This window comes from Nocardia asteroides (assembly GCF_900637185.1).
Taxonomy (GTDB): Bacteria; Actinomycetota; Actinomycetes; order Mycobacteriales; family Mycobacteriaceae; genus Nocardia; species Nocardia asteroides.
In genome coordinates, this window is record NZ_LR134352.1 from 6,780,580 (window position 1) to 6,793,345 (window position 12,766).

15 protein-coding genes are annotated in these 12,766 nt (G+C 69.7%); 4 read left to right on the forward strand and 11 right to left on the reverse strand.

Going from position 1 to position 12,766, the window contains the following annotated elements; all coding sequences use genetic code 11:
- Positions 1 to 58: 58 nt before the first annotated feature.
- The 3 genes from EL493_RS31360 to EL493_RS31370 are packed head-to-tail and all read right to left on the reverse strand — an operon-like array spanning position 59 to position 2,953.
- On the reverse strand, positions 59 to 709 hold the full coding sequence (locus tag EL493_RS31360) for a GNAT family N-acetyltransferase (RefSeq protein ID WP_022566245.1): 651 nt from the start codon (positions 707 to 709) through the stop codon (positions 59 to 61).
- A 12-nt stretch (positions 710 to 721) separates the two neighbouring features.
- The gene (glp, locus tag EL493_RS31365; protein WP_019049235.1) at positions 722 to 1,981 is read right to left on the reverse strand and encodes a molybdotransferase-like divisome protein Glp; all 1,260 of its coding nucleotides are present in this window, start codon (positions 1,979 to 1,981) and stop codon (positions 722 to 724) included.
- Positions 1,982 to 2,026: 45 nt separating this feature from the next.
- Positions 2,027 to 2,953, reverse strand: a complete 927-nt coding sequence (locus EL493_RS31370) for a UTP--glucose-1-phosphate uridylyltransferase (protein ID WP_030201125.1) — start codon at positions 2,951 to 2,953, stop codon at positions 2,027 to 2,029.
- Positions 2,954 to 3,039: 86 nt separating this feature from the next.
- Here EL493_RS31370 and EL493_RS31375 point away from each other — a divergent pair, with 86 nt between their 5' ends.
- From EL493_RS31375 to mscL, 4 genes are all read left to right on the forward strand, one after another.
- Complete coding sequence (locus EL493_RS31375; RefSeq protein WP_030201128.1) at positions 3,040 to 3,618, forward strand: 5-formyltetrahydrofolate cyclo-ligase; 579 nt, start codon at positions 3,040 to 3,042, stop codon at positions 3,616 to 3,618.
- Between the two features lie 91 nt (positions 3,619 to 3,709).
- The gene (locus tag EL493_RS31380; RefSeq protein WP_019049238.1) at positions 3,710 to 3,994 is read left to right on the forward strand and encodes an FmdB family zinc ribbon protein; all 285 of its coding nucleotides are present in this window, start codon (positions 3,710 to 3,712) and stop codon (positions 3,992 to 3,994) included.
- Positions 3,995 to 4,083: 89 nt separating this feature from the next.
- On the forward strand, positions 4,084 to 4,755 hold the full coding sequence (locus EL493_RS31385) for an SAF domain-containing protein (protein WP_019049239.1): 672 nt from the start codon (positions 4,084 to 4,086) through the stop codon (positions 4,753 to 4,755).
- A 159-nt stretch (positions 4,756 to 4,914) separates the two neighbouring features.
- Positions 4,915 to 5,322, forward strand: coding sequence for a large conductance mechanosensitive channel protein MscL (gene mscL / locus EL493_RS31390; protein WP_019049240.1), 408 nt, complete (start codon positions 4,915 to 4,917; stop codon positions 5,320 to 5,322).
- Positions 5,323 to 5,392: 70 nt separating this feature from the next.
- Here mscL and EL493_RS31395 read toward each other — a convergent pair whose 3' ends face one another.
- The 8 genes from EL493_RS31395 to EL493_RS31430 form a co-directional block, all read right to left on the reverse strand.
- Positions 5,393 to 6,037: an MspA family porin gene (locus EL493_RS31395; protein WP_030201132.1), complete on the reverse strand. Its 645-nt coding sequence runs from the start codon at positions 6,035 to 6,037 to the stop codon at positions 5,393 to 5,395.
- A 60-nt stretch (positions 6,038 to 6,097) separates the two neighbouring features.
- Positions 6,098 to 6,766 (reverse strand): MspA family porin, encoded by a 669-nt coding sequence (locus tag EL493_RS31400; RefSeq protein WP_019049242.1) that lies wholly within the window; start codon positions 6,764 to 6,766, stop codon positions 6,098 to 6,100.
- Between the two features lie 276 nt (positions 6,767 to 7,042).
- Positions 7,043 to 7,702, reverse strand: coding sequence for an MspA family porin (locus EL493_RS31405; protein ID WP_019049243.1), 660 nt, complete (start codon positions 7,700 to 7,702; stop codon positions 7,043 to 7,045).
- Positions 7,703 to 7,767: 65 nt separating this feature from the next.
- Positions 7,768 to 8,448, reverse strand: coding sequence for an MspA family porin (locus tag EL493_RS31410; protein ID WP_019049244.1), 681 nt, complete (start codon positions 8,446 to 8,448; stop codon positions 7,768 to 7,770).
- 520 nt (positions 8,449 to 8,968) lie between these two features.
- Positions 8,969 to 9,160 carry a hypothetical protein gene (locus EL493_RS31415; RefSeq protein WP_022566244.1) on the reverse strand — a complete coding sequence of 64 codons (192 nt, stop codon included), beginning with the start codon at positions 9,158 to 9,160 and terminating at the stop codon, positions 8,969 to 8,971.
- A 5-nt stretch (positions 9,161 to 9,165) separates the two neighbouring features.
- On the reverse strand, positions 9,166 to 9,708 hold the full coding sequence (locus EL493_RS31420) for a MogA/MoaB family molybdenum cofactor biosynthesis protein (protein ID WP_177230653.1): 543 nt from the start codon (positions 9,706 to 9,708) through the stop codon (positions 9,166 to 9,168).
- Positions 9,708 to 11,213, reverse strand: coding sequence for a trypsin-like peptidase domain-containing protein (locus tag EL493_RS31425; protein ID WP_074965396.1), 1,506 nt, complete (start codon positions 11,211 to 11,213; stop codon positions 9,708 to 9,710). Before EL493_RS31425 ends, EL493_RS31420 begins: the two co-directional genes overlap by 1 nt.
- A gap of 95 nt (positions 11,214 to 11,308) precedes the next feature.
- Positions 11,309 to 12,766, reverse strand: coding sequence for a sensor histidine kinase (locus tag EL493_RS31430; RefSeq protein WP_019049247.1), 1,458 nt, complete (start codon positions 12,764 to 12,766; stop codon positions 11,309 to 11,311).

Genomic DNA, 12,766 nt, shown 5'->3' on the forward strand with positions numbered 1-12,766 from the left:
CACGCCTGCGTACGCGGCAGGCGCGCCGTGCTCACCTGTCACATGAGTAACAGAAATTTCACGGCAGTGCCGCTCTACCCTCTCTGACCAGGCGATCGACGACGGTGCCCATGACCTCTTCGATCGTCAAGCCCACCAGCAGGTGATCGCGCCATTCGCCGTCCACATCGAGGTAGCGGCGCAGCAGCCCCTCCTCGCGGAAGCCGACATTGCGCAACACCGCCTGGCTGGCCAGGTTCTCCGGCCGCACCGTGGCCTCCACCCGGTGCAGGCCGACCGGCCCGAAGCAGTGGTCCAGGCCCAGCGCCAGCGCGGCCGTCGCCACGCCCTGCCCGCCCAGATCCTTGGCCACCCAGTAGCCGATCCAGGCCGAGCGCAGCGCGCCGCGCACGATATTGCCGATGGTGAGCTGGCCGCTGAACTGCCCGTCGACCTCGATCACCAGCGGGATCATCGCGCCCCGCCTGGCCTCGGCCTTCAAGCTCGTCCACAGCGAGGGCCAGTTCGACGCGTGGTTGCGCGCCTCCCAGCTGCCGCGACCGGTGGGCTCCCAGCGTTCCAGATGGTCCCGATCGCGCAGCCGGATCCGGCTCCAGGCCGCGGCGTCGCGGAACCGCACCGGCCGCAGCGTGACCTGACCGCCCGCCACGACCACCGGGCCGAGCCGGGCCGGCCATCCGGGATGCTGACCTGCCCGGAATACGTTCATCGACTCCACGTTTCAGCCGCGCTGCGCCAGGAACGCGACCCGGACCTCGTCACCGGTGCGGAAATCGGTGTCGTCGGGATCGACCACGATCAGGCTGTTGGCCTCGGCCAAGGTCGCCAGCAGGTGCGACGACCCGTTGGTGCCGTTGCCCAGCGGCTGCACCAGGTAGTCGCCGGTGGCCTCGTCGCGCAGCAGCTGCGCGCGCAGGTAGCCCTTGCGCCCCGGCATCGACGTGATCGGAGTGATGGTGCGCGCGTTGACGATCCGGCGCATCGGCTGCCTGCGGCCCAGCGCGATCCGGATCAGCGGACGCACCATCACCTCGAAGACCACCAGCGCGCTCACCGGATTCGACGGCAGCAGGAAGGTCGGCACCTCGTCGCGGCCCAGCCGCCCGAAGCCCTGCACCGAACCGGGGTGCATCGCCACCCGGTCCACCTCCAGCTCACCGAGCCCGTCGAGCGCCTCGCGCACCTGCTCCGAGGCCCAGCCGCCGACCGCGCCGGCGATCACCACGACCTCCGAGCGCACCAGCTGGCCCTCGACCACATCGCGCAGCCTGCGCGGATCGGCGCTGACGATGCCGACCCGGTTCACGTCGGCGCCCGCGTCGCGCGCGGCGGCGGCCAGCGCGTAGGAGTTCACGTCGTAGACCTGGCCCGGTCCCGGCGTGCGATCGATATCGATCAGCTCGCCACCGATGGAGATCACCGACAGCCGGGGACGCGGGTGGACCAGCACCTTGTCCTGGCCGACCGCGGCCAGCAGGCCCACCTGCGCGGCGCCGATGATGGTGCCCGCGCGCACTGCCACGTCGCCGGGCTGCACGTCGTCGCCGATGCGGCGCACGTAGTCGCCGGAACGGACGGGCTCGAACACCTTGATCCTGGCCCGGCCGCCGTCGGTGAAGTCCACCGGCAGCACCGCGTCGGCCAGGGTCGGCAGCGGGGCTCCGGTGTCGACGCGCACGGTCTGGCGCGGCTGCAACCGGATGGGCTGGCGGGAACCGGCCACCACCTCGCCGACCACCGGCAGGGTGAGGTCGATCAGTTCGCCCTCTTCGTCGCGCACATCGGTCCCCGCGGCGGCGACGTCGACGCTGCGCACCGCGTACCCGTCGATGGCGGCCTGATCGAAGCCGGGCAGCGGGCGCTCGGTGACGACGTCCTCCGCGCACAGCAGACCCTGGGCCTCGGATATCGCGACCCGGACCGGCCTGGGTGCGACCGCGGCCGCGGTGACCTTGATCAGCTGATCCTCAACCGAGCGCATCGAGCTCCTGTGTCTATCGGCGACTGCCTGCCTGTTGTCCAACCGCTATGCGTTCGGGGCCTGAGGGTCCCACTCCGGGCTGAGCCGGAAGTTCAGCCACTCACGCAGTTGCGGACCGTATTCCTCCCGCTCGAGGGCGAAATCCACGGCAGCTCGAAGATAGCCGCCCGGGTTACCCAAATCGTGGCGCGACCCACGGTGGACGACCACATGGACCGGGTGTCCCTCGGCGATCAGCAGCGCGATGGCATCGGTGAGCTGCAGTTCACCGCCCGCGCCCGGCTCGATCCGGCGCAGCGCGTCGAAGATCGCCCGGTCGAGCAGGTAGCGTCCGGCGGCGGCGAAGGTCGACGGCGCGTCGGCCAGCTCGGGCTTCTCGACCATGCCCCTGACCCGGAGGACATCGGCCTCGGCGCCCTCGGTGAGATCCTCCACGTCGAACACGCCGTACGCGCTGACCTGCGACTTCGGCACGTCGATGGCGCACAGCACCGACCCGCCGCGCTCGCGGCGCACCCGGCTCATCGTCTCCAGGACGCCGCACGGCAGCACCAGGTCGTCGGGCAGCAGCACGGCGATGGCCGCTTCGTCGGCGTCGAGGACGGCCTCGGCCTGGGCCACCGCGTGCCCGAGGCCCAGCGGCTCCTCCTGCACGACCGAGGTCACGTCGAGCAGGCCCGGCGCCTTGCGGACCTTCTCCAGCAGCGCGAACTTGCCGCGCTCGGCCAGGGTGCTCTCCAGCACCAGATCTTCGACGAAGTGCGCGACGACACCGTCCTTGCCGGGCGAGGTGACGATCACCAGCCGGTCGGCGCCAGAGTCGGCGGCCTCGGCGGCGACGAGTTCGATACCGGGGGTGTCGACCACCGGCAGCAATTCCTTGGGCACCGTCTTGGTGGCAGGCAGAAACCGCGTCCCGAGTCCGGCCGCGGGTACCACCGCAGTGCGGAAACCGGAAGTCTTGTCTGTCATGCGCATACCCTATCCATTCAGCTGCCGTCCGATCGCCCGTCGCGACGATCCGGCGTCGGCAAGAGCTTAGGGTGGTCGCTGTGGAGATGCCCGGTGAGCGCACCAAATATGCGTGGCGCAGCCACATCCTCGCCGCGCGCGCACAGGTCACGCCGTCCGAGCACGCCGTCGAAGCCGCAGCGCTGGCGGCCGCGATCGGCCCGCTGGCCGGGGCGGACGACGTGGTCTGCGCCTACGTTCCGATCCGCGGCGAACCCGGCGATCTGCGCATGCTCGACGCGCTGCGTGTGCGCGACGCCACAGTGTTGCTGCCGGTGACCGGCGAACCCGGCCCGCTGAGCTGGGCGCGCTACGAGGGCGCCGATTCGCTGCGCAAGGCCCGCTTCGGCCTGCGCGAGCCGACGACGCCGACCCTGCCGCCCGAGACCGTCGCCACCGCCACGACGATCCTGGTGCCCGCGCTGGCGGTGGACCGGCGCGGTGTCCGGCTCGGTCGCGGCGCCGGCTACTACGACCGGACGCTGGGCGCCGCCGGTTCCGGCGCGCGCCTGATCGCCGTGGTGCGCGATGATGAACTCGTCGACCACTTGCCGGAGGAGCCGCACGACCGGCGGATGGGCTGGGCACTGACGCCCGGCGGCGGCCTGTGCGAACTCGGGCGCTGACCGGCCGGTTTCCCCGGAATGAAAAGGCGATTCGCAACGTTGGCAGTGTCGGCGGTAGAGTGCTAGATCGACGAGACTTGCGGAGGATCCTGTGCCAACTTATTCATACGCGTGCACCGAGTGTGACAACCGCTTCGACATCGTTCAGTCCTTCTCCGACGACACACTGACGGAATGCCCGCAGTGTTCCGGGAAGCTGCGGAAGCTGTTCAACTCGGTCGGCATCGTTTTCAAGGGCAGCGGTTTCTACCGCACCGACAGCCGGGGTGGCGCGTCCACCGCGAGCGAGCCCGCCAAGTCGTCCTCGTCGGACAGCAGCGGCAACGGCAGCTCGGCGGCCACCAGCACCAGCTCCACCCCCGCCGCCGCCAGCTGATACTTCCCGATTTGTCCACAGCCCCGTAGTTGTCCACAACCTGGACTTTCGGCGGCTTTCGCGCACTGCCACGCTCCTAGGCTTCGGGCATGACTCGCAGTCTCGCCGATCTGGGACGTGGCAGTTCCTGGCGCTTCGCCCTCGGTAACCGCCCCGCGTGGGCCGATGCCCTGCTCGCCCGCCGTCTGGCCGCCGGTGCGCTCGCCCTGCTCGCACTGGCCCTGTTCGTACGCGGTGACCCCGGCGCCGCCCGGCACACCGTCGTAGTCGCCGCCCGTGACCTCGCACCGGGCAGGCTGCTGACCGCCGACGATCTGCGCCTCGACGAACGCGAATCCCGTTCCCTGCCTTCGGGTTCAGCCACCGATACCGCCGCCCTGCTCGGCGCCACACTCACCGGCGCGATGCGCGCGGGCGAGACCTTCACCGATCTGCGGGTGGTCGGCCCGCGTCTGGCCGCGGCCGCGGCGGGCAGCCCCGAGGCCAGGATCGTGCCCATCCGGCTGGCCGATCCGGCGGTGGCCGAGGTGTTGCGCGCGGGCGATCGGGTCGACGTGGTCGGCGTCGAGGACGCGGGCGGACCGGGCGCGAGCAAACCGGCCCGCACCCTGGCGACCGACGCCGCCGTGGTGCTGGTCACCACGAGCGGCGAGCGGCGCTCGGGTACGGAACGGGTGGTCCTGGTCGCGCTGGACGCCCACAACGCCACGGCGGTGGCGGGCGCGTCGCTGCGCACCGCGCTCACCGTCGTCTTCCACTGACGCGTGGGCACGGCTCGCGGATCCCGCCCTGAATCAGTTCGCGAGAAATTTGCCGCAATGCTGGTTAGCATCACACACGAACCTGCTCGACCGTTTCACAGCATTCGAACCTGGAGCACAGTGCCCCCGGCCCGCTCCTAGACGAAGGAGACATCGGCAATGCTCAAAGGTTTCAAAGACTTCCTGCTCCGCGGCAATGTGATCGACCTGGCGGTCGCCGTCGTGATGGGTACCGCGTTCGTCGCGATCGTCACCGCGTTCACCACCGGGATCATCAACCCGCTGCTCGCGGTGTTCGGCGATACCAACGAGATGGGACTCGGCATCCAGCTGGTCGCCGACAAGCCCGCGACCTTCATCGCGATCGGACCCATCATCACCGCGTTCATCAATTTCCTGATGATCGCCGTCATCCTGTACTTCGTCCTGGTGCTGCCCGCCACCATGGCCAAGAAGCGCTTCTCCAAGGCCGACGAGGTGCTTTCCGACAACGAGGTGCTGATCCAGATCCGGGACCTGCTCTCCGAGCGCGACGCCAGCTCCGAGGGCGGCAAGCACAGCTACTGAGTTCCGTTCGCCGAGAAGGGAATCGGGGCCGGCCCCGTGGACCGAGCCCCGATTCCCCCGCGCTGACGAATCAGCCGAGGCTGAACGGCTGGCCCCACAGGGTGACCCAGCTGATCACGTTGTCGGTCTCCACCTCCACGCTCACGAACGAGCGGGCCTGGGCATAACCGCCACAGCCGGACAGCCCGATGGTCTCGTCGGCCCAGGTGACCGAGCCGCTGCCGTTCTTGAAGGCGTTGCGGGTCTTGTGCGATTCCTCGCCGTAGTCGTCGGGCATCTCCAGGTCGAGTACGTAGAAGGACTTCGACTGGCCGGGGCCGAGCGAGAGCGCACCGCCGCCGAGGCCCACCGCGCCACCGGAGTCGAACCCGCCCTCGGCCTGCGGACCGCCGCCCTCGATGTTGACCTGGCAGCCGACGGTGTAGCCGGGGAAGATCTTGCCGCCGCCCCCGCCCGACACCGTGACCTGCGCACTGCCCGACACCCACGCATTCCGGTGCGCGGGAGTGGATCCCATCGAAGGATTGATGTTCGCGGACTCCCCGACCATGCTGATGTCGACGACGGTGCCGTCGGAGAGGGTTTTGCTGATATGCCCGCCCGGCAGCGGGATGAAGGTGTCGGCGTGCGCCGCACCCGTGGAGAACAAGCCCAACGCCATGGTCGCCGCGGCGGTGAGACCGGCCGCGCGCGCCATGCTGCCAACATTGATCATCACTGGTGACCCCTCGAGGGTGAATTCGTGTGAACTAGCGAGAATTTCGTCGGCTCGTGTTCAGCCGATGCTGAAAGGCATGCCGTACAGGGTGGTCTTGGAGTAGTGGTCACCGATGATCTCGACCACCGTGTACGACCGGGCCTGGGCATAGCCCGCGCACCCCTGGACCTGGATCTCGGCGTCCTGGTACTCCACCGAGTAGACGCCCGGCTTCAGAATGTCCTTCGAGCTGATCTGGGCGAAGGCCACCTCACCAGGACCGAGATCGAGGCCGATGGAGGCCTCACCGATCGGGCCGTCGCTGTCGAGGCCGAGGCCGACCTGGCCGCCGATCGCGTCGTCACCGATGCTCACCTGGCACCCCACGAGGTAGCCCGTACTCAGCTGCGACGCACCGTGTGTCGACGAATTGTTGGAGCCGGGGCGGTTGGACGGCCCGTTCCACGGACCCACCTCGCCCTCCGGCGTGACCTGCACATCGGCGCGCGCGGTGCCCGAGACCCAGACGACGCGGCCCGCGCCGTTGGCGGCCAGCGACGGGGAGACGACAGCGCTCTCACCGGTCCGAATGACGGTGACGCCGGGACCGTTCTTCTGCCCGTCCGGCAAGGGCACGAAGGTATCCGCGTCGGCAGCGCCGGTCGACAGCAGGCCGATCGTCACGGCCACCGCGGCGCCGGCGCTCCAGGCGCCACGACGCACGCGGGTGGTGCGGTTCTCGCTCATACTTCCCCTCGAGGTGTACGCAAAATCGACCTCGACCATCGAGGCCGATATCTGTGTTGCGCCCGGGCCCAGCCGAAACGGGTCCGCGGACCGCGTTGCTGGCAACAGGGCGGACTCGCCCAGCCGGGAGGTGTATCGAGAAAGCTGAATAGCACGATTTCGCCACAAACATAATGAGACGACCCCGCAATGTCCAGCGCCGAGTATGCCGACGGCACAACAAACGGGCCGGTCGCTTTCGCGGCCGGCCCGTTGTCGGGTTGGTGATCGAGCAGATCAGCCCAGGCTGAACGGCTGACCCCACAGGGTCACCCAGCTGATGACGTTGTCGGTCTCGACCTCGACGCTGACGAAGGCGCGAGCCTGCGCGTAGCCGCCGCAGCCGGTGAGGCCGATGGTCGAGTCGGACCAGGTGACCGAGCCGGAGCCGTTCTTGAACTTGTTGTTCTTGCCGTGCGACTCGGAGCCGTAGTCGTCGGCCTTCTCGATGTCGAGGATGTAGAACGACTTGGACTGGCCGGGGCCGAGCGAGAGCTCGCCGCCGGTGCCGACGCCACCGGAAGCGTTGCCCTCCCAGTCGCTTTCGACGGTCGCGTCGCCGGAGACACCGCCGCCGGCGATGTTCACCTGGCAACCCACGGTGTAGCCCGGGTAGATCTTGCCGCTGCCGCCGTCGGAGACGGTGACCTGCGCGCTACCGGAGACCCACGCGTTGCGGTGGACCGGGGTGGAGCCCATCGACGGGTTGATGTTGGCCGACTCGCCCACCAGGCTGATGTCGACGACGGTGCCGTCGGAGAGGACCTTGGTGATGTGTCCGCCCGGCAGCGGAACGAAGGTGTCGGCGTTGGCCGCGCCCGTGGAGAACAGGCCGACAGCCACGGTGGCCGCGGCGCCGACGCCCGCCATCCGCGCCATGAACGTACGGTTGATCATTGGTTTTGTCCCTCGAAGAGTGAGTTCGCCGTAGCGAGAAGAAGATTCGTACCGGTTCGAAGACGTCAGCCGATGCTGAACGGCATGCCGTAGAGGGTGGTCTTCGAGTAGTGGTCGCCGATGATCTCGACCACGGTGTACGCCCGGGCCTGCGCGTAGCCGGCGCAGCCCTGGATCTCGATCTCCGCGTCCTGGTAATCGACGGCGTAGGTGCCCGCCTTCTGGATGTCCTTCGAGCTGATCTGCACGAACTTGACCTCGCCCGGGCCCAGGTTGACACCGATGGAACCGCCGGCGCTCACGCCACCGGTGCTCACGCCACCGGAGACGCCGGCGCCGATCGCGTCGTCGGCGATGCTCACCTGGCAACCGACGATGTAGCCGGTGTTCAGCTGGGAGGTGCCGTGGGTGGAGGAGTTGTTCGAGCCGGGACGGCCGGACGGGCCGTTCCAGGGACCGACCTCACCCTCGGGGGTGTCGGCGACCTCGGCGATCGCGGAGCCCGAGACCCACACGACGCGGCCCGCGCCGTTGGCGGCCATGGACGGCGAGATCAGGGCGCTCTCGTGGGTGCGGGTGATGGTGACGCCCGCAGGGCTCACCTTCTGGCCGTCCGGCAACGGCACGAAGGTATCGGCATTGGCGGCACCGGTCGACAGCAGGCCGAAAGCCACGGCGGCCGCGGCAGCGCCGACGCCCGCGGCACGGGCTCCGCGGCGCACACCGGTGGTGCGGTTCTCGCTCATACTTCCCCTCATCAGTGTCTAGCAGCCGGCCTCGACCATCGAGACCGGACGGGTGGACCTCACAGGCCCAGCTCAGTGTGTCGCCCCTTTGTTGCCGTTACGTAACCAACTGTTATTTCGACGATACGGACGGGGCCGGTGTGGCGAACCCGAGCCAGGGCTCCACCGGGTGGTTCGACGCTCAGAAGTGGGGTACTGCGGGGGCCGATAGTTGATGGCTCGATGGCGAACATTAAACGCTGTGCCGTAGTTCCAGCAACGAAAGAGTTCGTAAATTTCATTGTGACCCCAGGCACAGGAGCACACATCGCCGCATGCTTTGACGTGCATAAATGCATCCGTGCATGATCGCGTCAACGGGGGTGGACCGGAGATGGCCGTTGGCCGCAATTGGCGGCCCATACGACAAAGGACCACGCAGAAGCGTGGTCCAGAGGAATTGTCACCCGTTCGCAATCACACCGAAAAGGACATTTCGGTGAGGCTTTATTACGTAGCCGCTACGTAGATAACGGAACGGTCACCCGTGATGCGGTGGCACCTGCGACCGTAACCATTCATCACTGTCGGAGCGGCGTGAATCGTCGCCGCGTTCGTCGCCGGTGGTCTCGGGCAGCACGTCGCCGAAGATCCGCGCCAGGCGCGCGGCCTCGGCGGCCTTGCGCCGGGCCGCCTCGGGATCGGGCGACGACGTGCTGTCCGGGCGGGTCATCGTGCTCACTCGTCCAATCCGGAGAGCTCGCCGATCACCCTGCTCGCGAGCGGGCCGAGCGTAGCCATGCCGTCGCGGATGGCCGAGCGGGTGCCGGGCAGGTTCACGACCAGGGTGCTGCCCGAGATGCCGGCGACACCGCGCGAGAGCCCGGCGTCCAGCGATCCGGCGACCCGGCCGGACGCCCGCAGCGCCTCGGTGATGCCGGGCAGTTCCCGGTCGAGCACCTGGGCGGTGGCCTCCGGGGTGATGTCACGGGGGGACATACCGGTGCCGCCGACCGAGATCACCAGGTCGACACCGCCGATCACCGCGGTGTTGAGGGCGTTGCGGATCTCGACCTCTTCGGCCTGCACCGTCACCGACGCGTCGACCAGGAAGCCGGCTTCGCTGAGCAGTTCGGTGACGAGCGGGCCGATCGAATCCACGCCGCCGTGCGCCGTCCGATCGTCGACCACAACTACCAGTGCACGCCCTGCCACGGGAGCATCGATGTCCATGCTCATCACCGTAGCGCCTACACACGACAGTGCCGCGCTCGAACGCATCATCGGCCACCCTCCACGGCCGCGCCGGTGAGCGTGACCTCGACGGTCTTGGCGTTGCCGCCCTGCTCGTCGGTGTAGGTGAGCTTCACCTTGTCGCCCGGCTGGTGCGAGCGGACCGCGGCGATCAGCGCGTCGCCGGAGTCGATCGGGCGGTCGTCGAGCCGGGTGACGACCGCGCCCGCCGGAATGCCCGCCTTGGCGGCGGGGCTGTCGGGGGTCACCTCGAGCACCCGCGCCGCGGTGTCCTGCGGGCGCAGCTTGATCCCGATCTGGGCGTAGGTGGCGTGCCCGGTCTTGATCAGTTCGTCGGCGACGCGGCGGGCCTGGTCGACCGGGATCGCGAAGCCGAGGCCGATCGAACCGCTCTGCGCGCCGCCGGCCGCCTCGCCACCGAGGCTGGCGATGGCGGTGTTGATGCCGATCAGCTTGCCCTGGCCGTCGACCAGGGCGCCGCCGGAGTTGCCCGGGTTGATCGCGGCGTCGGTCTGGATCGCGTCGATCACCGGGTTGACCTGGCTGGGCGTGCCCTCACCACTGGTGGAGACCGGGCGGTTGAGCGCGGAGACGATGCCGGTGGTGACGGTGCCCGCGAGGCCGAGCGGCGAGCCGATGGCGATCACCGGCTGACCGACGGCGAGCCCGTCGGAGGTGCCGAGCTCGATCGGGGTGAGCCCGGTCTTGCCGCTCACCTTGATGACGGCGAGGTCGGAGACCGGGTCGGCGCCGATCATCGTCGCGGGCGCGGTGCTGCCGTCGCTGAAGACCACTTCCATCTTGGCCGCGGCCCCCGCCCCGGCGGCGACGTGATTGTTGGTGAGGATCAGGCCGTCGGAGGACAGCACCACCCCCGACCCCTCCCCCGATGCGCGGGCGCCCGCCACCTTGATCATCACCACGCTGGGCAGCACCCGCTGCGCGACCGCCTGGGTGGATCCGGCCGGCGCGTTGGCGACGTTGTTGACCGCGGGCTTGGGCACGTCGAGCGCGTTGGTCACCGCGGCCGAGTCGGAGTTGGTGGCCAGGACGCCGACGGCACCGCCGATGCCACCGCTGACCAGCGCCAGCGCGGTCGCGCCCGCGACCAGGCCCAGCCGCAACGGCTTGCGCTGCGGTGCGGGCGGGGCGGCATAGGCGCCGGGCTGACCGGCGTACGCCTGCGGTCCGTGGGACGCGCCGAAAGCGGGCACGCCGGGCAGCGGAGCGGTGCCGTAGGAGCCGTACGGCTGCTCGGCGCTGTGGGAGGGCGCGGCGCCGTACGGCTGTTCGGGCGAGTGCGACGGCGCGGAGCCGTAGGGATGACCGGCGACGGGCCGGGCGGGGTCGGAGGCGGGGCCGCCGGGGTGCGCCGGGCCGGGGAACGGTGGCTGCGGGATCGGGCCGGACGGCTGGGCGGCGGCGGGCCCCTGGCCCTGACCGGGGAACCGTGCCTCGGCGGGATGATCCGTGTGGCCCGGTCCGGGGTCGGCGGGCTGGTCAGCAGGACGCTGCTGGGGATCGTCGGTCATGGTGTCTGTCTCCTCACGCTTGCCGACCAGCTTCGTGACGGGTACTGAGAGGCGGCTGAGATCGCCCCGTCAGTTCGCCTAGACTCCGCGGCCGATCATCTCGAGCCAGGTTCGGATTCGTCCGGAATCGCGGGCGCTTCGCCCGGCAGCACGATCCGGACCAGGGCGCCGCCGCGATCGGAGGTATCGATCGCGATGGTGCCACCATGCTTGGTGACCACCTGTTTGACAATGGCCAGCCCGAGCCCGGAACCGGGCATGGACCGCGAGACCGTGGTGCGGTAGAACCGCTCGAACACCAGCTCCCGCTCGCCGCTGGGAATGCCGGGGCCCGCGTCGGCCACGGCCAGTTCGAGCAGGCCCGGTCCGGCCGGGCGCATGGTCATGCGCACCTCGGCGTCGCCGGGGCTCCACTTGGCCGCGTTGTCGAGCACGTTGAGCACCGCGCGTTCCAGGCCCGCCTCGTGCCCGTAGACGAACCACGGGCTCAGCTCGGCGGTGAAGGTGACGTTGGTGCGCCTGCGCCGCGCCCGCTCCAGCGCCCGCTCGGCCACCTCGCCGAGATCCACCCGCTCGTAGACGGTTTCGGGCGCGTCCTCGCGGGCCAGGTCGACCAGGTCGCCGACCAGGGTGGACAGCTCCTCGATCTGGGCAACGACATCGGCGCGCAGCTCGGCCATGTCCTCGTCGGGCAGCCGCGGGGCGCCCGGCCTGCCCGAGGCGATGAGCAGTTCCATATTGGTGCGCAGCGAGGTCAGCGGGGTGCGCAGCTCGTGGCCCGCGTCGGCGACGAGCCTGCGCTGGCGATCCCTGGATTCGGCCAGGGCCCGCAGCATCGTGTTGAAGCTTTCCGTGAGCCGGGCCAGCTCGTCGTCGCCGGTGACCGGGATCGGGGTCAGATCGTCGGTGCGGGCGACGCGCTCGGTGGCGGCGGTGAGCCGGGCGATCGGGCGCAGGCCGGTGCGGCCCACCGCGGTGCCCGCCGCGGCGGCCAGCACCACACCACAGGCGCCGACGACGAACAGCAGCCACGCCAGCCGGTCGAGCACCTCGCGGGTGCGATACAGCTTCTGCGAGATGATCAGGGTGGCGCCGGAATGCGTGCGCGCGGCGAGAACCCGCTGGTCACCGACGGTGCGCAGGGACGAACTCAGCTTGCCGTCGGCCACCGCGAGCTCCTGGGCGCCCACCGGCGGGATGGTCTGCTGCGGTGGCATGTACGGCTTGTGGTCGGCGTAGATCAGCGCGACACCGACATCGTTGGAGAACAGCCCGGCCAGCACGATCGACTGGAAGCCCAGCGTCTCGAAGTTGTTGTTGATCATCGTCGCCGCGCGCGCCTCGAGCTGGGCGTCGACGTCGGCGTAGAGGGCGCGCGCCACCATCGCGTAGGCCGCGATGGAGGTGACCGCGACGGCGATGAGCACCACCGAGGCCGCCAGCAGGGTGACCCGCCAGCGCAGCGACACCGAGCGGGTCAGCGGCATCGGCGGACGCATCTCGCTTGCGTCCGCCGGGCGCAGCACCGCGACCGCGGGTTCCTTGGAGGCCAT

Excerpts from the sequence above, each read along its gene's own strand:
- EL493_RS31395 (WP_030201132.1), bottom strand. The coding sequence starts at position 6,037 with ATGATCAATGTTGGCAGCATGGCGCGCGCGGCCGGTCTCACCGCCGCG.
- EL493_RS31420 (WP_177230653.1), bottom strand. The coding sequence starts at position 9,708 with ATGCGTTCGAGCGCGGCACTGTCGTGTGTAGGCGCTACGGTGATGAGC.
- EL493_RS31400 (WP_019049242.1), bottom strand. The coding sequence starts at position 6,766 with ATGAGCGAGAACCGCACCACCCGCGTGCGTCGTGGCGCCTGGAGCGCC.
- EL493_RS31425 (WP_074965396.1), bottom strand. The coding sequence starts at position 11,213 with ATGACCGACGATCCCCAGCAGCGTCCTGCTGACCAGCCCGCCGACCCC.
- EL493_RS31375 (WP_030201128.1), top strand. The coding sequence starts at position 3,040 with ATGCCCGGTGAGCGCACCAAATATGCGTGGCGCAGCCACATCCTCGCC.
- EL493_RS31410 (WP_019049244.1), bottom strand. The coding sequence starts at position 8,448 with ATGAGCGAGAACCGCACCACCGGTGTGCGCCGCGGAGCCCGTGCCGCG.
- EL493_RS31405 (WP_019049243.1), bottom strand. The coding sequence starts at position 7,702 with ATGATCAACCGTACGTTCATGGCGCGGATGGCGGGCGTCGGCGCCGCG.
- EL493_RS31430 (WP_019049247.1), bottom strand. The coding sequence starts at position 12,766 with ATGGCCTCCAAGGAACCCGCGGTCGCGGTGCTGCGCCCGGCGGACGCA.
- EL493_RS31385 (WP_019049239.1), top strand. The coding sequence starts at position 4,084 with ATGACTCGCAGTCTCGCCGATCTGGGACGTGGCAGTTCCTGGCGCTTC.
- mscL (WP_019049240.1), top strand. The coding sequence starts at position 4,915 with ATGCTCAAAGGTTTCAAAGACTTCCTGCTCCGCGGCAATGTGATCGAC.
- EL493_RS31360 (WP_022566245.1), bottom strand. The coding sequence starts at position 709 with ATGAACGTATTCCGGGCAGGTCAGCATCCCGGATGGCCGGCCCGGCTC.
- EL493_RS31370 (WP_030201125.1), bottom strand. The coding sequence starts at position 2,953 with ATGACAGACAAGACTTCCGGTTTCCGCACTGCGGTGGTACCCGCGGCC.
- glp (WP_019049235.1), bottom strand. The coding sequence starts at position 1,981 with ATGCGCTCGGTTGAGGATCAGCTGATCAAGGTCACCGCGGCCGCGGTC.
- EL493_RS31415 (WP_022566244.1), bottom strand. The coding sequence starts at position 9,160 with ATGACCCGCCCGGACAGCACGTCGTCGCCCGATCCCGAGGCGGCCCGG.